The organism is Frigidibacter sp., from assembly GCF_030695035.1.
GTDB lineage: Bacteria > Pseudomonadota > Alphaproteobacteria > Rhodobacterales > Rhodobacteraceae > Frigidibacter.
On record NZ_JAUYTT010000001.1, the window covers coordinates 130,115 to 150,275 of the forward strand.

19 protein-coding genes are annotated in these 20,161 nt (G+C 67.0%); 10 read left to right on the forward strand and 9 right to left on the reverse strand.

Annotated elements, in window-relative coordinates:
* Positions 1 to 7 precede the first annotated feature (7 nt).
* The 7 genes from Q8S30_RS00615 to Q8S30_RS00645 all read left to right on the forward strand — a co-directional run bounded on the left by Q8S30_RS00615 (position 8) and on the right by Q8S30_RS00645 (position 6,931).
* Positions 8 to 1,465 (forward strand): CpaF family protein, encoded by a 1,458-nt coding sequence (locus Q8S30_RS00615; RefSeq protein ID WP_305664191.1) that lies wholly within the window; start codon positions 8 to 10, stop codon positions 1,463 to 1,465.
* A 12-nt stretch (positions 1,466 to 1,477) separates the two neighbouring features.
* Entirely contained in the window at positions 1,478 to 2,446 is a 969-nt protein-coding gene (locus Q8S30_RS00620) for a type II secretion system F family protein (RefSeq protein WP_305664108.1), read from the forward strand.
* Between the two features lie 4 nt (positions 2,447 to 2,450).
* Positions 2,451 to 3,440: a type II secretion system F family protein gene (locus tag Q8S30_RS00625; protein WP_305664109.1), complete on the forward strand. Its 990-nt coding sequence runs from the start codon at positions 2,451 to 2,453 to the stop codon at positions 3,438 to 3,440.
* A 4-nt stretch (positions 3,441 to 3,444) separates the two neighbouring features.
* Positions 3,445 to 4,026: a tetratricopeptide repeat protein gene (locus Q8S30_RS00630; RefSeq protein ID WP_305664110.1), complete on the forward strand. Its 582-nt coding sequence runs from the start codon at positions 3,445 to 3,447 to the stop codon at positions 4,024 to 4,026.
* Positions 4,027 to 4,037: 11 nt separating this feature from the next.
* Positions 4,038 to 4,895: a tetratricopeptide repeat protein gene (locus Q8S30_RS00635; RefSeq protein ID WP_305664111.1), complete on the forward strand. Its 858-nt coding sequence runs from the start codon at positions 4,038 to 4,040 to the stop codon at positions 4,893 to 4,895.
* Positions 4,896 to 4,898: 3 nt separating this feature from the next.
* Positions 4,899 to 5,426: a prepilin peptidase gene (locus tag Q8S30_RS00640; RefSeq protein ID WP_305664112.1), complete on the forward strand. Its 528-nt coding sequence runs from the start codon at positions 4,899 to 4,901 to the stop codon at positions 5,424 to 5,426.
* Between the two features lie 194 nt (positions 5,427 to 5,620).
* On the forward strand, positions 5,621 to 6,931 hold the full coding sequence (locus Q8S30_RS00645) for an ATPase (RefSeq protein ID WP_305664113.1): 1,311 nt from the start codon (positions 5,621 to 5,623) through the stop codon (positions 6,929 to 6,931).
* Between the two features lie 20 nt (positions 6,932 to 6,951).
* Here Q8S30_RS00645 and Q8S30_RS00650 read toward each other — a convergent pair whose 3' ends face one another.
* Positions 6,952 to 7,581: a gamma-glutamyl kinase gene (locus Q8S30_RS00650; protein ID WP_305664114.1), complete on the reverse strand. Its 630-nt coding sequence runs from the start codon at positions 7,579 to 7,581 to the stop codon at positions 6,952 to 6,954.
* A gap of 101 nt (positions 7,582 to 7,682) precedes the next feature.
* On the opposite strand from Q8S30_RS00650, the gene Q8S30_RS00655 reads away from it, so the two are divergent.
* Together Q8S30_RS00655 and pdeM are read left to right on the forward strand one after the other, a co-directional pair.
* The gene (locus tag Q8S30_RS00655) at positions 7,683 to 10,085 is read left to right on the forward strand and encodes a ligase-associated DNA damage response DEXH box helicase (protein ID WP_305664115.1); all 2,403 of its coding nucleotides are present in this window, start codon (positions 7,683 to 7,685) and stop codon (positions 10,083 to 10,085) included.
* 49 nt (positions 10,086 to 10,134) lie between these two features.
* The gene (pdeM, locus tag Q8S30_RS00660; RefSeq protein WP_305664116.1) at positions 10,135 to 10,863 is read left to right on the forward strand and encodes a ligase-associated DNA damage response endonuclease PdeM; all 729 of its coding nucleotides are present in this window, start codon (positions 10,135 to 10,137) and stop codon (positions 10,861 to 10,863) included.
* Here pdeM and Q8S30_RS00665 read toward each other — a convergent pair.
* Positions 10,817 to 11,614 (reverse strand): LytTR family DNA-binding domain-containing protein, encoded by a 798-nt coding sequence (locus Q8S30_RS00665; RefSeq protein WP_305664117.1) that lies wholly within the window; start codon positions 11,612 to 11,614, stop codon positions 10,817 to 10,819. The two genes, pdeM and Q8S30_RS00665, sit on opposite strands and share 47 nt — an antisense overlap.
* A 113-nt stretch (positions 11,615 to 11,727) precedes the next feature.
* On the opposite strand from Q8S30_RS00665, the gene Q8S30_RS00670 reads away from it, so the two are divergent.
* Positions 11,728 to 12,156 carry a PaaI family thioesterase gene (locus Q8S30_RS00670; RefSeq protein ID WP_305664118.1) on the forward strand — a complete coding sequence of 143 codons (429 nt, stop codon included), beginning with the start codon at positions 11,728 to 11,730 and terminating at the stop codon, positions 12,154 to 12,156.
* Positions 12,157 to 12,186: 30 nt separating this feature from the next.
* On the opposite strand, the gene folD is transcribed toward Q8S30_RS00670, so the two are convergent.
* From folD to tilS, 7 genes are all read right to left on the reverse strand, one after another.
* The gene (gene folD / locus Q8S30_RS00675) at positions 12,187 to 13,077 is read right to left on the reverse strand and encodes a bifunctional methylenetetrahydrofolate dehydrogenase/methenyltetrahydrofolate cyclohydrolase FolD (RefSeq protein ID WP_305664119.1); all 891 of its coding nucleotides are present in this window, start codon (positions 13,075 to 13,077) and stop codon (positions 12,187 to 12,189) included.
* Complete coding sequence (locus tag Q8S30_RS00680) at positions 13,074 to 13,382, reverse strand: chorismate mutase (protein WP_305664120.1); 309 nt, start codon at positions 13,380 to 13,382, stop codon at positions 13,074 to 13,076. The genes folD and Q8S30_RS00680 overlap by 4 nt, the downstream gene beginning before the upstream one ends.
* 130 nt (positions 13,383 to 13,512) lie before the next feature.
* Positions 13,513 to 15,201: a formate--tetrahydrofolate ligase gene (locus tag Q8S30_RS00685; protein ID WP_305664121.1), complete on the reverse strand. Its 1,689-nt coding sequence runs from the start codon at positions 15,199 to 15,201 to the stop codon at positions 13,513 to 13,515.
* Between the two features lie 316 nt (positions 15,202 to 15,517).
* Positions 15,518 to 16,114, reverse strand: a complete 597-nt coding sequence (locus Q8S30_RS00690) for an MOSC domain-containing protein (RefSeq protein WP_305664122.1) — start codon at positions 16,112 to 16,114, stop codon at positions 15,518 to 15,520.
* A 13-nt stretch (positions 16,115 to 16,127) separates the two neighbouring features.
* Positions 16,128 to 16,922, reverse strand: coding sequence for a methyltransferase domain-containing protein (locus Q8S30_RS00695; RefSeq protein ID WP_305664123.1), 795 nt, complete (start codon positions 16,920 to 16,922; stop codon positions 16,128 to 16,130).
* Positions 16,923 to 16,924: 2 nt separating this feature from the next.
* Positions 16,925 to 18,835, reverse strand: a complete 1,911-nt coding sequence (ftsH, locus tag Q8S30_RS00700) for an ATP-dependent zinc metalloprotease FtsH (RefSeq protein WP_305664192.1) — start codon at positions 18,833 to 18,835, stop codon at positions 16,925 to 16,927.
* A gap of 90 nt (positions 18,836 to 18,925) precedes the next feature.
* Positions 18,926 to 20,155: a tRNA lysidine(34) synthetase TilS gene (tilS, locus tag Q8S30_RS00705; protein WP_371135412.1), complete on the reverse strand. Its 1,230-nt coding sequence runs from the start codon at positions 20,153 to 20,155 to the stop codon at positions 18,926 to 18,928.
* Positions 20,156 to 20,161 lie beyond the last annotated feature (6 nt).

Below are 20,161 nucleotides of genomic sequence, written 5' to 3' on the forward strand. Positions count from 1 at the left end.
GCCCACGATGTTCTCGCGCTACAAGAAGCCCACCGCCCCCGGGGCCGTGCCGATGGCGCCCGCTGCCAAGGTGCAGGCGGCGCCGGCGGCGCCCGCCAGTGCAGGGCAACAGCAACGCCCCGTCGTGAGCCGCAAGGCAGACACGCAGGTGCAGCAGGCGCCGGCGCAAGCCATCGCTGCGGACAAGGAGAAGAAGCGCAAAGAGAAGCTGTCCGAGCTGAAGGTGCAACTGCACAAGCGGCTGCTGGATGACCTGAACCTGTCGGCGCTGGAACATGCCACCGAGGCCGATCTGCGCCAAGAGATCAGCGCGATCACCACCGAGGCGCTGGAAGAGATGAGCGTCGTCCTGAACAAGGACGAACGCTACACGCTGGTGCAGGAGCTGTATGACGAGGTGATGGGCCTTGGCCCGCTGGAACCCTTGCTGAAGGATGACAGCGTCAACGACATCCTCGTGAACGGTCCGCAGCAGATCTTCGTGGAACGCGGTGGCAAGCTGACGCTGACCGACATCACCTTCAAGGACGAACGCCACCTGCTGCGGATCATCGACAAGATCGTGTCGGCCGTGGGCCGGCGCGTCGATGAATCCAATCCCTATGTCGATGCCCGCCTGGCCGATGGCAGCCGCTTCAACGCGATGGTGCCGCCGGTGGCCGTCGATGGGTCGCTGGTCTCGATCCGGAAGTTCAAGAAGGAAAAGCTGGCCATCGACGATCTGGTCCGCTTTGGCGCCTTCACCGAAGAGATGGCCGCCTATCTGCAAGCTGCCGTGTCCACCCGGCTGAACGTGATCGTCTCGGGTGGCACCGGTTCGGGCAAGACCACCACGCTCAACGCCCTGTCCAGCTTCATCGACAACAGCGAACGCATCCTGACCATTGAGGATACGGCCGAACTGCAGTTGCAGCAGGTCCATGTCGGCCGGATGGAAAGCCGCCCGCCCAACGTCGAGGGCAAGGGCGCCGTCACGCAGCGCGACTGTCTGCGCAACGCGCTGCGGATGCGCCCCGACCGGATCATCGTCGGCGAGACCCGAGGCGAGGAAGTGATCGACATGCTGCAGGCCATGAACACTGGCCATGACGGATCCATGACCACCATCCACGCCAACTCTGCCCGCGACGGCATCAGCCGGCTGGAGAACATGGTAGCGATGGCCGGGATCGAGATGCCGATCAAGGCCGTGCGCAGCCAGATCGCCGCCGCCGTCAACCTGATCGTGCAGGCCAGCCGCCTGCAGGATGGCAGCCGCCGCATGGTCTCGATCACCGAGATCACCGGCATGGAAGGCGACGTCATCTCGATGCAGGAAATCTTCCGCTTCGAGCGGCTGGGGATGGAACCGTCGGGCAAGATCATCGGGCGTTTCACCGCCACCGGCATCCGGTCACACTATGCCGAGCGCTTCCGGCAATGGGGCTATGACCTGCCCGCCTCGATCTATGAACCCGCGGTCTGAGGAGACATCGCCATGCCCATCAGCCCGGCCCCCATCATCTATGCCCTGATATTCGTCGCGGTACTGTTCCTGGTCGAGGGCCTGTATCTTCTGGTCTTCGGCAAATCGATCAGCCTCAACGCCCGCGTGAACCGCCGGCTCGACCTGCTGGAAAAGGGCGGCCCGCGTGAGCAGGTTCTGGAACAGCTGCGCAAGGAGGCCAGCCAGCATCTGAAAGCACGCGGCATCCCGCTCTATTCGATACTCGCCGCAAAGGCGCAAAAGGCCAACATCGCCTTCTCGCCCCAACAACTGCTGCTGGTGATGGCACTGCTGTCGGCCGTCGCCTATGTCGGGCTCAGCATCGGCACCGACGCAGAACCCGGCGTACGATCCGTGATCGCCATCGTGATGGGCGTGGGCGGTGTCTATTTCTGGGTCAACGGCAAGGCCACCAAGCGCCTGACCATGATTGAGGAACAACTGCCTGACGCAATCGAGCTGATGGTGCGCTCGCTGCGCGTGGGGCACCCGTTTTCCTCGGCCATCCAGATCGTCGCCAAAGAGGTTGCAGACCCGCTTGGCACCGAATTTGGGATGATCGCGGACGAGGCCGCCTATGGCCGCGACGTTACCGAAAGCCTGAAATCGCTGGCCGAGCGGATGGATATGCAGGATCTGCGCTTCCTGGCCGTCGCGGTGACGATCCAGCAGCAGGCGGGCGGCAACCTGGCCGAGATCCTTGACGGGCTCGCCAAGGTGATCCGCGCGCGGTTCCGGCTGTTCCGCCGGGTGAAGGCGATCACTGCCGAGGCGAAATGGTCGGGCATGTTCCTGTCGGCCTTCCCGCTGGTGGCACTGGTCGCAATCCAGGTCGGCAAGCCGGACTATTTCGACGAGGTCAAGGAAACCGCAATCTTCGTTCCCGCCGCGCTGGTGGTGGCCACCCTGCTGGGAATCAACGTCCTGTTCATGAAGATCATGACCAACATCAAGGTTTAGAAACGTGCAGCTGTTCATCGACCTCAATGCAGCACTGATCGCCAATCTTGGCCCGCTTGGTCCGCTTTATGCGGTGGGCGGGCTGGGCCTGCTGTTGATCCTTGCCATGCTGCCGTTGATGATGCGCAAGTCCCCCGACCCGCTGGAAAAGCTGCGGCAGAGCAATCTGAACGCCCAAGCCGCCGCCCGCGCCAAAGAGCCGGCGCGCAAGATGCTGCGGTCGGGCAAGACCGACAAGCTGGAGAAATTCGCGGGCTTCCTCGAACCGCAGAACGAAGAGGAAATGACTTCGGCGCGACTGAAGCTGACCCGCGCCGGCTATCGCGGCAAATCGGCGGTGCGCACCTTCCACGCCGCACAGTTCGTGCTGGGGATCGGGCTGCTGATCCTGGGCGTCATCTACACGCTGATCAAATCCCAGAACGGCCAGATGTCGTCGACCTACATGATCCTCTACACGCTGGGGCCGGCGGTCGCGGGCTATTACCTGCCGCGCTACTGGGTCGATAAACGCGTCGAGAGCCGGCAGAAGGAAATGCAGAACGGCTTCCCCGACGCGCTGGACATGCTTCTGGTCTGCGTCGAGGCTGGCCAGTCCGTCGATCAAGCGATCATCCGCGTGGCCAAGGAACTGGAGGCAGGCTTCCCCGCCTTGGCCGAAGAGTTCGAGATGGTCGCCTATGAGGTGAAGGCCGGCAAGGAAAAGGCCACCGTTCTGCGCGGCTTTGCCGAACGCGCCGGCCTGCCCGACATCTCGTCCTTCGTCACCGTGATGATCCAGTCGCAGACCTTCGGCACCTCGATCGCCGACGCGCTACGCGTCTATGCCGCCGACATGCGCGACAAGCGGGTGATGCGCGCCGAGGAACTGGCCAACAAGCTGCCCACCAAGATCACCCTTGGCACGATGATGTTCACCGTGCCGCCGCTGCTGATCATCCTTGTGGGGCCGTCGATTCATTCTATGCTGGGGCTGTTCGAAAGCATGCGGTAATTGAATGATCCTTGGCAGGGCACTGGCCCTTGCAGCCACATGTCTGCTCGCCGCCTGTCAATCGACGGGCGGTTTGCCTTTGGGGGGCGGCGATCCCTATGCGCCCTCGGGACGCGGCCGCGGCGAGGCGGTGGACGGGCTGACCGTCGGCCACCGGCTGATGGAGGCGGGCGAATACGATCTCGCGCTGCGCGCCTATTACCGCGCGGCCGGCACCATGGGGGCAACTGTTGATGTGCTGTCGGCCATCGGGTCGGCCAATCTGCGGCTGGGGCGGCTGGGTCAGGCCGAGGCGATGCTGCGCCGCGCCATTGATGAGGACGAACGCTTCGTCCCGGCCTGGAACAACCTTGGCGTCGCGCTGATGGAAATGGGCGAGCCGGCCGAGGCCAGCCGCGTGTTCCGCACCGCCTATGCGCTCGACAGTGGCGAATCAGACGCCATCCGCGAAAATCTGCGCCTGGCGCTCGCGCAGATTGAAAATACGGCGTATGATGAGCCCAAAGATATAACAAACTACAAGCTGGTTCGTCGCGGCTATGGGGAATACCTGCTGCTGGGCGCGCCCGAGGTCGAGCAGTTATAAGGACGCCAATGATGCGCCACCCCGTGTTGCTGACGCTGTGCCTTGGCGCGGCGGCCCTGTTGTCTGGCTGTGGGGGCACCTCTGACGCTGATGTCGAACGCGCCGTGAAAAGCGTCAACGTCATTGACGAAACCAACCTCAACGACATCATGCTGACCGTGGCCGACCCGAATGAGGCAGTCGCCTATTTCCAGCGCGCCACGTCGGAACAGCCCGACCGGATCGACCTGCGCCGGGGGCTTGCCCGGTCGCTGGTGCGCGCCAAGCGCCCGACCGAGGCGGCCGCGCTCTGGACCCAGATCATCGCCAGCCCCGAGGGCACGGCGGATGACCGCGTCGAGTATGCCGACACCCTGATCCGCGCAGGCGACTGGAAGCGCGCCGAGGCAGAGCTGAACAAGGTGCCGCCAACGCATGAGACCTATGAGCGCTACCGGCTGGAAGCGATGGTCGCCGACAGCAACAAGAACTGGGCCAAGGCCGACAGCTTCTATGAAATCGCTGCGGGGCTGACGACCCGGCCCGCCAACGTCCTGAACAACTGGGGCTATTCCAAGCTGAACCGCCGCGACTTCGCTGGTGCCGAAAAGCTGTTCAACGAGGCGCTGACCCATGACGAGGGGCTGTTCACCGCCAAGAACAATCTGATCATGGCGCGGGCCGGGCAGCGCAAATATGACATGCCCATCGTGCAGATGAACCAGACCGAACGGGCGATGCTGCTGTATACGGCCGCGCTGTCGGCGATCAAGCAGGGCGATGTCACCATCGGCAAGGGCCTTCTGCGGGACGCCATCGAGACCCATCCCCAGCATTTCGAGGAAGCGGTCCGCGCTCTCGGGGCGTTGGAAGCCGGCGGGCAGGGTTAAGCGATGCTGGGCGTTTCCCCGCAGACTGCGGCGCTGGTGTTTCTGGTTCTGGTGACGCCAGTGGCGCTGCATGTCTGCTGGTCGGACCTCAAGTTCATGAAGATCCGCAATGGTGCGGGGCGGCTGCTGCTGGTGATCTTTGCGGTGGCGGGATTTCTGGTGCTGCCGGTCGAGGTCTGGGCCTGGCGCTGGCTGCATTACGTGGTGATCCTGGCCGTCGGGTTCATCTTGCACCTCGTCGCCGGGGTCGGCGCCGGTGATGTGAAGTTCGCCGCGGCCGCCGCGCCCTTCGTGGCGGTAGAGCAGGCGCCGCTGATCCCGCCGCTCTTCGCCGCCTTCTTGCTGGGCGCCTTCACCATGCACCGCATCGCCCGCTCCATCCCCGCCGTGCGCCAGCAAACGCCCGACTGGGTCAGCTGGACGCGCAAGGACTTCCCGATGGGCCTCGCCATTGCGGGAACCGTGGTGTGCTATCTGATTTTCGCGGCCTTCCCCGAGACATACGGGGCGTTCTTCCCAAGCAAGATATAAAGCGAGGTCCGCCAAGCAGGCTGGGCCGCCCAGGCGGCGGCGCCCGCAGCTTTGCGAAACGATTGCCTGCCAGCGGTCACCGACAGACCCCGGCCGCGAAGGATGCGGTGCATTTCCATTGTTGGACGCTCCCCCCGCAGATAGAATCGTACAAAAGCCAAGCGCAGTAGCCAAGCGCAGTCAGGGACATCCGCATGAACATGCAGGCCACCGCCGTCACCGCCCCGCCCGCCCCGCGCACGATGGCCGAAACCGGGCTGTCGATGGTGATGATGCGGGACATCCTCCTGAAGACCATGTTCCGGATGAACCTTGAACTGGTCCCCGATATCGCCCGCATCTGCTGCGTGCAGGTCAGCGTGGCGCAAGAGCTGGTGGACCTCGCGCGCAGCCAGCGCCTGCTGGAGGCGACGGGCACGCTGCACGCCACCTCGGGCAGTGCGATGGGCTATCAGCTGACCGATGCCGGCAAGGCCCGCGCGCTGGATGCCCTCGCGCAGTCGGAGTATTTCGGCGCGATGCCGGTTCCGATGGACAGCTACCGCGAACAGATCATGCGGCAGTCGATCCGCAACATCACCCTGACCCGCGCGCAGCTGACAAAGGCGATGGGACACCTGATCCTGCCGCCCGCTTTGCTGGACCAGCTGGGCCCGGCAGTGGGCTCTGGCCGGTCGGTACTGATGTATGGCCCGCCCGGCAACGGCAAGTCGAGCATTTCCAACGGCATCCGCGACGCCCTCGGCGACCGGATCTATGTGCCGCTGGCCATCGAATATTCCGGGCAGGTCATCACCGTCTATGACCCGATCGTGCATTCCTCCGCCGAGGCCGCGGTGGAGGATGCGACAACACTTCGCCGAAACGCCAACCGCTTCGACACCCGCTATGTGCTGTGCGACCGCCCGACGGTGATCACCGGGGGCGAGCTGACGCTGGAGATGCTGGACCTGACCTACAACCCCACGGCGCGGACCTATACCGCGCCCCTGCAGCTGAAATCCACCGGGGGCGTGTTCATCGTCGATGACCTTGGCCGACAAGCAGAGCCGCCGCAGAAGCTGGTCAACCGCTGGATCGTGCCGCTGGAGGAAAGCAAGGACATCCTGACCCTGCAATCGGGCGAGAAGTTCGAGGTGCCCTTTGACACGCTGGTGATCTTCTCCACCAACTTCCACCCCAACAGCATCTTCGACAAGGCCGCGCTGCGGCGGATCTTCTTCAAGATCAAGATCGACGGGCCGAGCCAGGAGAACTTCCTGAAGATCTTCGCGCTCGTCGCGCGCAAGAAGCGGGTGCCACTGAACGAAAAGGCGCTGATCCACCTCTTGAAGGTAAAGTACCCGACCATCGACAACGTCTATGCCAACTACCAGCCGGTGTTCCTGATCGACCAGATGATCGCCATCTGCGAGTTCGAGGGCATCCCGCACCAGATGTCGCCCGAGCTGATCGACCGGGCCTGGGCCAACATGTTCGTGGACGATTCAGAGGTGGAGCACTGAAGGCTCAGGCGCCGATGGTGCTATAGGCCGATCCGCGCCGCCAGCGCGTCCCAGCCCGCCAGCGCCTGCTGGTGCAGCGCGAAGTCCGCGGTCCGCTCCTCGCGCAGCCGAGCCTCCAGCTCCGGCGACAAGGCCAGCTCGGCGACGGGCGAGACGTTCACCGCATCGGGTTCTGCCACAGTTTCCAGCTTGCGCCGCAGATAGGCGGCGGCCTCATCGAAGCGCTCATACGGGAACAGTGCCGTCACGCCGCAGCTGCCATCCGCGCGGGCCATGAAGTCGGTTTGCGAGCCGAGCCGCGAGGGTTGCGGCGGGGTATCCGAGAGATAGCCCGCGATGAACTCTTCAAAGCTCATGCCGCGAGTGCTGTTCTGCGGGGCCTTCATCCCCGGCCGGGCGCGGTAGCGATACCAGCTGCCCAGCCAGTCGAGCGGCTCGCGCACCAGTGCCACCAGATCCGGTTCCTCGGGGCAGAGCGCGCGCACCTTCGGCTCCATCCGCGCCTCATAGGTGCGCATGTTCGTGTGCCGGCGCGCCGGGGCGCCGGTCAGCCGCACGTCGCAACTGGGCGCCAGCGCGTATTCCAGCGCGGTGGAGCCGGTCTTGGGCGTGGCAAACAGCACGAGGGACTGTGCGTAGGAGATCAGCATCAGGGGTCCGGGGCCGTTGAAGGTTGCTCCGGGATAAGGGCCCCGGCTTTCGGTGGCAAGACCCCTGCCAAGTTGCGTCGCCGCACCTTATCTTCTGCGGCATGAACAGCCTGCCGCCCCCCATCACCGACTGGTTCGCCGCCCGGAGCTGGTCGCTGCACCCGCATCAAACGGAGATGCTGGCCCGCGCCGGGGAACCCGCCCTGCTGCTGATCGCGCCCACGGGGGGCGGCAAGACGCTTGCGGGCTTCCTGCCGACGCTGGCGGAACTGGCCTCCGCGCCACGCCCGGGGCTGCATACTCTCTACATCTCGCCGCTGAAGGCGTTGGCCGCCGACATCCGCCGCAACCTCACCGCGCCGATTGCCGAGATGGGCTTGCCGATCCGGGTCGAGGACCGCACCGGCGACACCACCACCACACAGCGCAAGCGCCAGCGCGCCGACCCGCCACAGATCCTGCTGACCACGCCCGAAAGCCTCGCGCTGCTGCTGAGCTATGAGGATGCGCCGCGGATCTTCGACGGGCTGCAGCGGGTGATCGTGGACGAGATCCATGCGCTGGCTGAAAGCAAGCGCGGCGATCAGCTGATGCTGGGCCTTGCGCGGCTGGCCACCCTCGCGCCCGGGCTGCGCCGGGTAGGGCTGTCGGCGACGGTGGAAGATCCGCCGGCTCTGGCCCGCTTCATGGCCTCTGCCCCGCAGCCCTGCGCCGTGTTGCATGCCGATCCGGGGCCGGACCCCGACATCACCATGATGCGCACCACCGCGCCGCCGCCCTGGTCGGGCGGCGGCGGGCGCTATGCGATCCCTGACATTCTGGATCAGGTCCGCGCCCACCAGACCACGCTGATCTTCCACAACACCCGCGCACAGGCCGAGATCTTCTTTCACGACCTCTGGCTGCAGAATACGGGTGACCTGCCCATCGGCATCCACCACGGCAGCCTTGCGCGGGAGCAGCGCGAGCGGGTGGAGGCGGCGATGGTGGCGGGCGTGCTGCGCGCCATCGTCTGCACCGGCAGCCTCGATCTGGGCATCGACTGGGGCAATGTCGATCTGGTGATCCAGGTCGGCGCGCCCAAGAACGTGAAACGGCTGGTGCAGCGGATCGGCCGGGCAAACCACCGCTACAACGCGCCGTCCAAGGCGATGCTGGTGCCCGCCAACCGCTTCGAGGTGGTGGAGTGCATCGCGGCGCTACAAGCGGTGCAGGCGCATGACCTCGATGGCGATCCGCGCGGGCCGGGGCCGCTCGACGTGCTGTGCCAGCATATCCTTGCCACCGCCTGCGCCGGGCCGTTCGATGCGGGGGCGTTCTATGCCGAGGTGACGCGCGCCGGTCCCTACGCCGCCCTGCCCCGCGCCGATTTCGACGCCTGCCTCGAGTTCTGCGCAACCGGCGGCTATGCGCTGCGCGCCTATGACCGCTGGCGGCGACTTATGCAGCGGGGCGATGGCCTGTGGCAGCTGCGCGACCCGCGCACGTCCCGGATGATCCGCATGAACCTTGGCACCATCGTCGATACCGAAAAGCTGAAGGTCCGGATGAAGGGCCGCGGCGGCACCCCGCTGGGAGAGGTGGAGGAGGCCTTTGCCGCCTCGCTGTCGCAGGGCGACACCTTCCTGATGGGCGGCCAGGTGGTGCGCTTCGACGGGCTCCGCGAGCTGACGGTGGAGGTGACCCGCGATCCGGGGCGAGAGCCGAAGCTGGCGGTGTTCGACGGCACCAAATTCGCCACCTCGACCCAGCTGTCGGACCGCATTCTGGCGATCCTGAACAGCGGCGACTGGTCGGCCCTGCCCCCCGCCACCCAGGGCTGGCTGGCGCTGCAGGCCGAGGTGTCGGTGATGCCGCAGCGCAACCGGCTGCTGGTGGAGAGCTTCCCCTATGAGGGGCGCGAGCACCTGTGTATCTGGGGCTTTGCCGGGCGCAATGCGCAGCAGACGCTGGGATTGCTCGCCACCAAGCGGATGGAGGAGCGGGGGCTGCACCCGCTTGGCTTCGTCGCCACCGACTATGCGGTGCTGATCTGGGGGCTGGACGCGGTGCTGGATGCGGGCCCGCTGCTCGACGCGGCAGGCCTGCGCGAGGGGCTGGAGGGATGGCTGGCGGGCAACGCGGTGATGAAGCGCAGCTTCCGCACCACGGCGCAGATCGCCGGGCTGATCGAGCGCAACCTGCCCGGCCAGCGCAAGTCCGGGCGGCAGGCGACGTTTTCGACCGACATCCTCTATGACACGCTGCGCCGCCACGACCCGGGCCATCTGATGCTGCGGATCACCGCGGAAGAGGCGATGCGCGGGCTGGTGGATTTCGGCCGCATCGAGGAGATGCTGGACCGGATCGGCGGGCGCATCGACACGCGGCGGCTGGAGCGGATCCCGCCCCTGGCCGCGCCGCTGTTCCTTGAAATGGGGCGAGTGCCGGTGCAGGGTGCGGGCCGCGAGCGGCTGCTGGCGGAAGCGGCAGAGCGGTTGATGGTGGCGGCGGGTCTGGCGTAGCAGCGGGGGCCAGCCCCCGCACCCCCGGGATATTTGGACCAAAACGAAGATGAAGACGGGTTTCGAGTTCGTTCTGGCGGGGGCGCGGCTGCTGGCGCGGGCGGCGGGGACTTTGTGGTGGGCGGAGGCGGGGCTGCTCTGTGTGTCCGACCTGCATCTGGGCAAGTCGGAGCGCATCGCCCGGCGGGGGGGCACGCTGCTGCCGCCCTATGAGACGGTGGACACCCTGGAGCGGCTGGATACCGAGATCGCGGCGCTGGATCCCTCGGTGGTGATCTGCCTTGGCGACAGTTTCGATGATCTGCGGGCGGCGGAACTGCCCGAATCCGAGGCGCTGTGGCTGGCGCGGCTGATGGCGGGGCGGCGCTGGATCTGGATCGCGGGCAACCATGATCCGGGACCGGTGGGGCTTGGCGGCGCATATCTGGCGGAATGGGCCGAAGGGCCGCTGGTGTTTCGCCATATCGCCGTGCCAGGGGCGGGGCCGGGCGAGGTGTCGGGACATTACCACCCCAAGGCGCGGATCACGGCACAGGGGCAGTCGTTGTCGCGCCCCTGTTTCCTGATCGACGGGGCGCGGATGATCCTGCCCGCTTTTGGCACCTATACCGGCGGGCTTGTCACCACCGACCCGGCGCTGGAGGCGCTGATGGGGCCTGATGCGGTGGCGGTGCTGACCGGGCCACGGGCGATCTGCCTGCCCATGCCCCGCGTCCCCCCCGGCCCCGCGATCAGCCCGGCCAACGCTCTGCGACAGAGGCCTGGAAGGCGCGGCTGACCGGAACCTCGACCCCGTCCTGCATCACCAGCAGCGTCCTGCCGCCGCGCCTCAGCACCTCTGCCACCGCCGACACGGCCACCCAATGCGAGCGGTGCACCTGCAGCCCGTCCACCGGGTCCGTCTCGGCCATCGCATCGGCAAAGCGCATCAGCAGCGTGTCTGTACCAAGCTCGGTGTGGATGACAACGTAGTGGTCGCGCACCGACAACCGCAGCAGGGGTGCCTGCCGCTCTTCTGGCAGGCGGTAGATCAGCCGGGGCAGCGCATCCTGCGGGGGCGGCGGCGGTAAGGGCAGTTCGACTTGCGCATCCGCCATCACGTTCCGCACCGCGCCGACACCCAGCGAGCCGCAGAATACGAAGAAGCCGAACTCCACATGGCTGGGGGTCGTGTCCCCCGGTCCGCTCAGCCAAAGGGTGATGGCATAGAGCGGCGGGGTGAACAGCACCACGTTGATCGCCGAGATCACGAAGGACCCGGGCCAGATGCGGCGTGTGCAGATCCGCTCCTCGACCAGCACCCGCACCGCGGAGCCGATCAACACTCCGAGCCCCAGCAACACCGGCCAGTAGATGGCGCGCAGGGCGATCGGAAACACCTCATAGCTGCCAAACGGCCCCGCAAGCGTCGTCATGATCGACAGCACGAACCACGTCACGACAGCAGCCGGGGCCGAGACCACACGCTTCCAGCTTGCGAACAAGCGCTTCCAGTCTTTGAACAACGAGGTCGTCAACCGCAGCACCATTAACCAGTTTCTGGCCGATCACCTAGATGCTGCGCCTTGGGCGGGCAATGGCGCCCGTCGGGGTTGTGGAGTAGCGTTTTCCAAAACGTTGCGCCAAAGACATAGGAATCGCGATGGATGAGGGAACCAAGGCACGGGTGCGCGCCAGCTTTGCCAAGCAGAGCCTGATGGAGACATTCGGGGCCAGCCTTGACGCGCTTGCGCCCGGCAGCTGCACCATCACCGCGCCGATCGGGGCAAACGCCCGACAGCAGCACGGCGTTGGCCATGCCGGGCTGACCTTCGCGCTTGGCGATACGGCCGCGGGCTATGCCGCGCTGACCGCAATGCCCGAGGGCGCCGAGGTGATGACGGTCGAGATGAAGATCAACCTGATGGCCCCCGCCGCCGGCGCCCGGCTGATCGCCACCGGGCGGGTGGTGAAGGCGGGGCGGCGGCTGACTGTCGTTACCGCCGAGGTGGAGGCGGAAACCGAGGCGGGCGCCCGCCGCACCGTCGCGCTGTTGCAGGGCACGATGATCGCGGTGGACCCTGCGGGCTGAGGCGGGTGGCAGCGCGCCAGGGCGACGGGCTCAGACCGCCAGCCCCTCCGGCTCGGGCAGCCCATGCGCGCGGCAGGTCGCGGTCAGGGTGTTGGCCAGCAGGCAGGCGATGGTCATCGGCCCCACCCCGCCCGGCACCGGAGTGATCGCACCCGCCACCTCGGACGCGCTGGCGAAGTCCACATCGCCGACGAGGCGGGTCTTGCCGTCCCGCTCCACCCGGTTGATGCCGACGTCGATCACGGTCGCCCCCGGCTTCACCATGTCGCCGGTGATCATCTCGGGTCGGCCCACCGCCGCCACGAGGATATCCGCCCCCCGGCAGACCGACGCCAGATCCCTGGTGCGACTATGCGCCACCGTCACCGTGCAGCTTTCGGCCAGCAGCAGCTGCGCCATCGGCTTGCCGACGATGTTGCTGCGCCCCACGACCACCGCGTTCAGCCCCGACAGGCTGCCGAGGTGATCCCGCAGCATCATCAGGCACCCCAGCGGCGTGCAGGGCACCATCGCCTTCTGCCCGGTCCCCAGAAGCCCGACATTGAGGATGTGGAAGCCGTCGACGTCCTTGCCGGGTTCAATCGCATTGATCACCAGATCGGCGTTCATGTGGCCTGGCAGCGGCAGCTGCACCAGGATGCCATTCACCGCCGGATCGGCGTTCAGCCGCGCGATCAGCGCCAGCAGGTCGGCCTCGGGCGTGTCCGCCGCCAGCTTGTACTCGAAGCTGGCCATGCCTGCCTCCAGCGTCTGCTTGCCCTTGTTGCGGACATAGACCTCGCTGGCCGGATCCTCGCCCACCAGCACCACCGCGAGCCCGGGGGTGATCCCGTGATCGGCCTTCAGCCGCGCCACGCCCTCCGCCACCTGCCCGCGCACCCGCGCTGCAAAGGCCTTGCCGTCGATGATCCGTGCCGTCATTCCCCGTCATCCCCTTTGCCAAGAACGTCTTCCTCGCGCGCGATGAAGAACTCCATCATCTCGCGCCACAATGTTTCGGCCAGCTCGGGCGGCAGCCCTGCCACAATCGCCCGCGCCCGCACCTTGGTCACCACATCCTCGACACGGGTCTCGATCCGGGCGGGCAGGCCCTCGCCGGGTTTCAGCTCGATGGCGCGGTCGATCATCCCCATGCGCTCGGCCAGAAGGTCGACCAGCGCGGTGTCCAGCCGGTCGATCTCAAGGCGCAACTCGGCCATGCTGGCGATATGCGGAAGCTTGGTCATGCGGGCTCTCCTACCTTGCAGTGGCAGGCGGGGGCCTGCGGTTCGGGGCGCTTGGGCCCCGGGGAGGGGCCGCGCAAAGCTCTGCAACATCTGGCGCGCCCGCTCAACCCCATCAGAACAGCTTGGCCCATCAGAACAGCCCGTCGATCTCGCCCGCGGCATTCAGGCGGATGCTTTCCGCCGCCGGCACCCGGGGCAGGCCCGGCATGGTCATGATCTCGCCGCAGATCGCCACCACGAAGCCCGCCCCTGCCGCCAGCCGCACCTCGCGCAGCGGGACGGAGTGGCCGGAGGGCGCGCCGCGCAAGCTGGGATCGGTCGAGAAGGAATACTGCGTCTTGGCGATGCAGACCGGCAGATGCCCATGCCCCGCCGCCTCCCAGGCCGCCAGCTGCGCGGCGATGCCGGCCTCGGGCACCACCTCGGCGGCATGGTAGATGCGTTTCGCCACCGTCTCTATCTTCTCCAGCAGCGGCATCGCATCGGGATAGAGCGGCTCGAAGGCAGAGGGCGTATCGGCCAGCGCCACCACCGCACGCGCCAGATCCTCGGCCCCGGCACCACCTTCCGCCCAGTGGCGGCACAGCACCGCCTGCACGCCCTGCGCGGCGCAGAAGGCCTGCACGGCGGCCAGTTCCGCTGCGGTATCGCCGGTGAAATGGTTGATCGCCACCACCACCGGCACGCCAAAGCCGCGGGTGTTGGCGATGTGGCGGCCAAGGTTGGCGCAGCCACGCTCCACCGCCGCCACATCCTCGGGCCCCAGATCGGCCCGCGCGGTGCCGCCGTTCATCTTCAACGCCCGCACCGTCGCCACGATCACCGCCGCAGCAGGGGCCAGTCCGGCCTTGCGGCACTTGATGTCAAAGAACTTCTCGGCCCCGAGGTCGGCGCCGAAGCCCGCCTCCGTCACCACGTAATCCGCCAGCCGCAGCGCGGTGCGGGTGGCGATGACCGAATTGCAGCCATGGGCGATATTGGCAAAGGGCCCGCCATGCACGAAGGCCGGCGTATGCTCCAGCGTCTGCACAAGGTTCGGCTGCATCGCCTCCTTCAGCAGCACGGTCATCGCGCCCTCGGCCTTCAGGTCGCGGGCATGAACCGGGCTCTGGTCGCGGCGGGCGCCGATGACGATGGCGCCGAGCCGGTCCTGCAGATCGGCCAGATCCCGCGCCAAGCACAGGATCGCCATCACTTCCGAGGCCACCGTGATGTCGAACCCGGTCTGCCGCGGAAAGCCGTTCTTCACCCCGCCAAGGCCCACCACCATGTCGCGCAGCGCGCGGTCGTTCATGTCCATCACCCGCCGCCAGGTGATCCGCCGCGGGTCGATATCCAGCGCGTTGCCCCAGTAGAGGTGATTGTCGATCAGCGCCGCCAGCAGGTTATGCGCCGCGGTGATCGCATGGAAATCGCCGGTGAAATGCAGGTTCATCTCATCCATCGGCACGATCTGGGCCATGCCGCCGCCCGCGGCCCCGCCCTTCATGCCGAAATTCGGGCCAAGGCTCGCTTCACGGATGCAGATTGCCGTGCGCTTGCCGATCCGCGCCAGCGCATCGCCAAGGCCGACGGTCGTGGTGGTTTTGCCCTCGCCCGCCGGGGTGGGGCTGATCGCGGTGACGAGGATCAGCTTGCCTTCCGGCCGCCCCTCCAGCCCCGCAACGAAGCCCTGCGCGACCTTGGCCTTGTCATGGCCATAAGGGATCAGGGCCTCTTCGGGGATGCCCAGCTTGGCGCCGATCTCGCGGATCGGGCGTTTCACCGCCACGCGGGCGATCTCGATATCGGTTTTGCCACCGTGTGAATTGACAGCCACTGGTCCCTCCGGGCGTCTGTTGCGCCTTCCCTGCCAAGCGCCTTAGCGCATCGCAAGCCACGGTCGCACAGGTTTGCGACCGATACCGCAAGGAATCCGCCCCGGGTGCGGATGCCGCAGCGACGATCGGAAACATCGGGCGTTTTTCGGGAAATGTGGCGATGCGCGGAACTTCGCCGGCCCGGCGGAGTTTAGCCTGTGAAGACACCGCAGGAGACATGCAATGCGTGCCGCAACCATCGCCATCAATCTCGGCTTCGGCCTGGGACTCGCCCTCGCCTCGACCTTTCTCGTTCTGGTCTGAGCCTTTCGGGGGTTAGCCCCTAACCTCCGCCAGATGTGCCCAGACCGGCTGGTCCGGCACATGCAGGCGCAGACGGTCCCCCAGCCGGAACACCCCTTCCCGTTCAACCCAGGCCGTGATCCCGCGCTTGCCCTTGGCAGCCGGCTTGAACAGCTTGCCGGCCCCCGGGTGCACCGCGTCGATCACCTTGGCCGGCAGCGTGCAGGGGCGGTTTTCGATGTCCACCACCAACGTCGCGCCGCTGCCTGCCTGCAGGCGCGACGAGGGCGGCACATGGCTGAAATCCGGGATCCCCTTCACCACCATGCTCGCGCCCACCCAGGCCGGATCGAGGCTGTCCAGCCCCATCGCAGCGGCGATGGCGTCCAAGTCTTCCTGCGCGAGGATGGAGAACTGCCGCGTGTTGCGTATCTCGGTGTTGCGCGGATATTGCGCCGTGACGCGAGAGCAGGAGGGGCGCGTCAGTCCCGCATGCTCCTCGCCCTCTACCCCCGCAAAGGTCGCGTGAAGCTCGGGCAGCGGCGTCGCGGCGAGAGTCGCGGCGCGGTCATCCACGCGGCCCAGCCAGACAATCTCGGCCCAGACGTCGCAGGGTTTCAATACAGGCATGGCAGCCTCCGGGTCAGAACGGATGCGCAGGCATCTGCAGCACGATGAACACCCGCCGGAAGGGGAACAGCACGGACCCATCATCCTCGGCCGGATAGGCGGAGGCCAGCGCCTCGTCATAGCGCGCAACGAAGGCGTCTGTCTCGGCCGGGGTCAGCAGGTCCAGAAACGGCCGCATCGCCGCGCCTTCGGTGAAGCGCCGCACCGGGTGGCCCGTGCCGTCCGGGCAAAGCCGGTGGATGTAATCGGTTTCCCAGACGTTCAGCTGCCCGAGCGGCGCCAGCAGGCGATGATAGTCCATAGGCGCGCGCACCGGCGGATGCCAGTCGACGAAATCGAAACGATCGGGGAACATGTCGGCCGCAAACTCGCGCAAGAAGCGGTGCGAGGGCGCATTGAACTGGCGCGGCATCTGCACCGCCAGCGTGCCACCCGGGCCAACCAGCCCGGCCAGATGCGGCAGCAGCGTGTCATGATTGCCCAGCCATTGCAGCGCCGCGTTGGAGAAGATCAGCGCCGGCGGCGTGGCCGGCTCCCACACCGCGGCATCCTCGGCAAGGCAGCGGCGATAGGCGCCCGTCGCCGCAGCTTCTGCCAGCATCGCAGGCGATTGGTCGATGCCGATCAGCTTGCGCCCGGGGAACAGCGCCGCCAGCGCCGGACCCACGGCGCCATTGCCGCAGCCAAGGTCGATCACATCGCCCTCGGGCAGATCCTGCACCTGCGCCAACAGGTCCAGCGCCGGGCGCAGCCGCAGGCCCCGAAACCGGGCATAGGTCTCGGGGCTCCAATCCTTGCCGGCGGCCATCGTCAGGCCGTCGGCTCGGGTTCCAGCCCGCCCTTGGGGGCCTTGGGCTTGGTCGTCTTCGGGATCGCCGTCACGCTGGTCGCGTTGCCCGAGGGCGGCGTCTCGTCATTGCCCGGATCGGCCAGCGGCTCGCCGCGCATCACGCGCTTGATCTCGTCGCCGGTGAGGGTTTCGTATTCCAGCAGGCCCTGGGCCAGACGCTCGAACTCTTCCTCATGCTCGGTCAGGATGTTCATCGCGCGGGTATAGCCCTCGTCGACGATGATCTTCACCTCATCCTCGATCATGCGCTTGGTTTCAGCCGAGACGCTGAAGCCGCCGGTATTGCCCTGATAGCCTTCATGCGCCTCGGAATAGTCGATATTGCCGATCTTTTCCGACATGCCCCAGCGCATCACCATAGCGCGCGCCACGGCCGACACGTTCTGGATATCGCCGCTGGCACCGGAAGACACCCGCTCTTCGCCCCATTTCTTCACCTCGGCGGCCTTGCCGGCCATGCCCATGGCGATGCGGTCCTTCATCTGGTCCTTGTGCCAGCTGTGGCGGTCCATCTCGGGCAGGCTCATCACCATCCCAAGCGCGGCGCCCCGCGGCATGATGGTCGCCTTGTAGACCGGATCGCATTTCGGCAGCTTGATCCCGACAATGGCGTGGCCGGCCTCGTGATAGGCGGTCATTTCCTTGTCGTCGTCGGACATGATCATCGACCGGCGCTCCGGCCCCATCATCACCTTGTCCTTCGCGCTTTCGAAATCGTCCATCGTCACGAAGCGGCGGCCCTTGCGCGCAGCGGTCAGCGCCGCCTCGTTCACGAGGTTGGCGAGGTCGGCACCCGAAAAGCCCGGCGAGCCGCGCGCGATGGTGCGCAGGTCCACATCCGGCCCCAGCGGCACCTTGCGGGCGTGGACGTTCAGAATCTTCTCACGGCCCTTGATATCGGGGTTGCTGACGGTCACCTGCCGGTCGAACCGGCCCGGGCGCAGCAGCGCCGGGTCAAGCACGTCCTTGCGGTTGGTGGCGGCGATGATGATCACGCCGTCATTCGCCTCAAACCCGTCCATCTCGACCAGCAGCTGGTTCAGCGTCTGTTCACGCTCATCATTGCCGCCGCCCATGCCCACGCCCCGGGCGCGGCCCACCGCGTCGATCTCGTCGATGAACACGATGCAGGGCGCGTTCTTCTTGGCCTGTTCAAACATGTCGCGCACACGGCTTGCGCCGACACCCACGAACATTTCCACAAAGTCGGAGCCGGAGATGGTGAAGAACGGAACCCCGGCCTCCCCCGCGATGGCGCGGGCGAGCAGGGTCTTACCCGTGCCCGGAGGGCCGACCAGCAGCGCGCCTTTCGGGATCTTGCCGCCGAGGCGGCTGAACTTCTGCGGGTTGCGCAGGAATTCCACGATCTCTTCCAGCTCTTCCTTGGCCTCGTCGATCCCGGCAACGTCGTCAAAGGTCACGCGGCCCTGCTTTTCGGTCAGCAGCTTGGCGCGGCTCTTGCCAAAGCCCATCGCCCCGCCTTTGCCGCCGCCCTGCATCCGGTTCATGAAGAAGATCCAGATGCCGATCAGCAGCAGGAAGGGCAGCCACAGCGACAACATCGACAGGAAGCCCGATTGCTGTTGGCGTTCGACCTTCACTTCGACGTTATTGGCGATCAGCCGTTCGGTGATCTGGTCCCCGTCGGGCTTCACGGTCACATATTGCTGACCATCGGTCCCCCGCATGATCACCTGCTCGCCGTCGAGCGTGACCGAGGCCACCTCGCCCGCGTCCACCCGCTGGACGAACTCCGAATAGCTGATCGAGCGGCTGTTCATCGTGTTCTGCCCACCTGAAAACAGGTTGAACAGCGCCAGGATGAGCAGGAACAGCACGACCCAGAAGGCGATATTGCGCGCGTTACCCAAGGGGGAAACCTCCATTTGTGCGGACATCCCCGGGCCGTTGGCGGCACGCGGCGTCACTTGCCGTTCAAAATAGGGATTTGGCGGTCAGGTTCAATCCAAGATCAGCGAGAGAAAGAAGTCCTCGTCGCCGCAGGCAAGCTCTGCGCGCCAACCCGCCGGTCGCCCGGCGAGGGGGGCGGCGACCAGATCAGCGCCGCGCCAGACCGCCGGGGCTGCGGCGAGGGCGGCATGGGGGCGGCCGGTCTCGCGCCAGTCGGGGCAGAGGGCGAGGCCAGCGGGGCCAAGCGCGCGGATATCGCAGCCCTCCGGCTCAGGGCCCTCCAGCCGCCAGCGCCCGTCCCACAACTCGCCCGATACGGCCACTGTGGCCACCACCGCCTGCGGTTCGCGGGTGACCCGCAGCCCGCCCGCCTCGGGCAGCAGCAGGCATCCGGCCAGCGTCGCAGGTTTGCCGGCCTGCACCGCCGCCAGCGCACCCCGCAGCGCCGCGAGCCGGGGGCGATAGTCGCCGCCGCCGATCCAGCGCAGGGCGTGGGCGCCGATCCGCAGCCGGGTTTCCTCGGGCAGACCCGCAAACCCCGCCGCCAGCACCACATCGCCTGCGTCAATCCGCCCCAGCCCTCGCGCCGCCGCCAGCGCCGCCTGCGCCAGCGCCTCGCGCGCCATCCGCATCCGCGCGGCAGTGTCCAGCAGGCCCTCCGCGTCCAGCCCCAGCGGTGCCAGCGCCGCTAGCGCCTGCCGCGCCTTCACCCGGTCAAAGCGGGGATCGTCATTCGAAGGGTCTTCGGCCCAGCTGATCCCACGGACGCGCAGCCAGTCCCTCAGCGTCTCGCGGCGCGCTCCCAGCAGAGGCCGCAGCCACAGCACGCCCTCAGCAGACCGCTCAGCCGCCATCCCCGACAGCCCATCGACACCCGACCCGCGCGCCAGCCGCAGCAGCACCGTTTCCGCCTGATCGTCGGCAGTATGGCCAAGCGCCACAGCGTGGGTCCCCTGCCCCGCCGCCCACTCCGCGATCAGCCGCTGCCGCGCCCGCCGCGCCGCGTCCTGCAGGTTGCCGCGCCGGTCCCAGTCCTGCCAGCGCAGCACGGCATGCGGCACGCCAAGGGCGGCGCAGGCCGCTGCCACCGCCTCGGCCTCGACCGCCGCCTCGGCCCGCAGCCCGTGATCCACCGTCACCGCCGCCAGATCCGGCCCGCCCTCCGCCCGCCACGCCGCCAGCAGATGCAGCAGCGCCACCGAATCGCCGCCCCCGGACACGGCAACGCCCAGACGCTCGATGCGTCCGGGCGCCAAGGCCGTAATCACTGTCCGCAGCAGCGGGTC

What these genes read in the sequence shown, in the direction of transcription:
- folD (WP_305664119.1), bottom strand. Translation starts at nt 13,077, where the DNA reads ATGACGGCACGGATCATCGACGGCAAGGCCTTTGCAGCGCGGGTGCGC.
- Q8S30_RS00650 (WP_305664114.1), bottom strand. Translation starts at nt 7,581, where the DNA reads ATGCTGATCTCCTACGCACAGTCCCTCGTGCTGTTTGCCACGCCCAAG.
- Q8S30_RS00620 (WP_305664108.1), top strand. Translation starts at nt 1,478, where the DNA reads ATGCCCATCAGCCCGGCCCCCATCATCTATGCCCTGATATTCGTCGCG.
- Q8S30_RS00680 (WP_305664120.1), bottom strand. Translation starts at nt 13,382, where the DNA reads ATGACCAAGCTTCCGCATATCGCCAGCATGGCCGAGTTGCGCCTTGAG.
- pdeM (WP_305664116.1), top strand. Translation starts at nt 10,135, where the DNA reads ATGAAGACGGGTTTCGAGTTCGTTCTGGCGGGGGCGCGGCTGCTGGCG.
- Q8S30_RS00630 (WP_305664110.1), top strand. Translation starts at nt 3,445, where the DNA reads ATGATCCTTGGCAGGGCACTGGCCCTTGCAGCCACATGTCTGCTCGCC.
- Q8S30_RS00695 (WP_305664123.1), bottom strand. Translation starts at nt 16,922, where the DNA reads ATGGCCGCCGGCAAGGATTGGAGCCCCGAGACCTATGCCCGGTTTCGG.
- Q8S30_RS00635 (WP_305664111.1), top strand. Translation starts at nt 4,038, where the DNA reads ATGCGCCACCCCGTGTTGCTGACGCTGTGCCTTGGCGCGGCGGCCCTG.
- Q8S30_RS00645 (WP_305664113.1), top strand. Translation starts at nt 5,621, where the DNA reads ATGAACATGCAGGCCACCGCCGTCACCGCCCCGCCCGCCCCGCGCACG.
- Q8S30_RS00665 (WP_305664117.1), bottom strand. Translation starts at nt 11,614, where the DNA reads ATGGTGCTGCGGTTGACGACCTCGTTGTTCAAAGACTGGAAGCGCTTG.
- Q8S30_RS00670 (WP_305664118.1), top strand. Translation starts at nt 11,728, where the DNA reads ATGGATGAGGGAACCAAGGCACGGGTGCGCGCCAGCTTTGCCAAGCAG.
- Q8S30_RS00640 (WP_305664112.1), top strand. Translation starts at nt 4,899, where the DNA reads ATGCTGGGCGTTTCCCCGCAGACTGCGGCGCTGGTGTTTCTGGTTCTG.
- Q8S30_RS00655 (WP_305664115.1), top strand. Translation starts at nt 7,683, where the DNA reads ATGAACAGCCTGCCGCCCCCCATCACCGACTGGTTCGCCGCCCGGAGC.
- Q8S30_RS00690 (WP_305664122.1), bottom strand. Translation starts at nt 16,114, where the DNA reads ATGCCTGTATTGAAACCCTGCGACGTCTGGGCCGAGATTGTCTGGCTG.
- Q8S30_RS00615 (WP_305664191.1), top strand. Translation starts at nt 8, where the DNA reads ATGTTCTCGCGCTACAAGAAGCCCACCGCCCCCGGGGCCGTGCCGATG.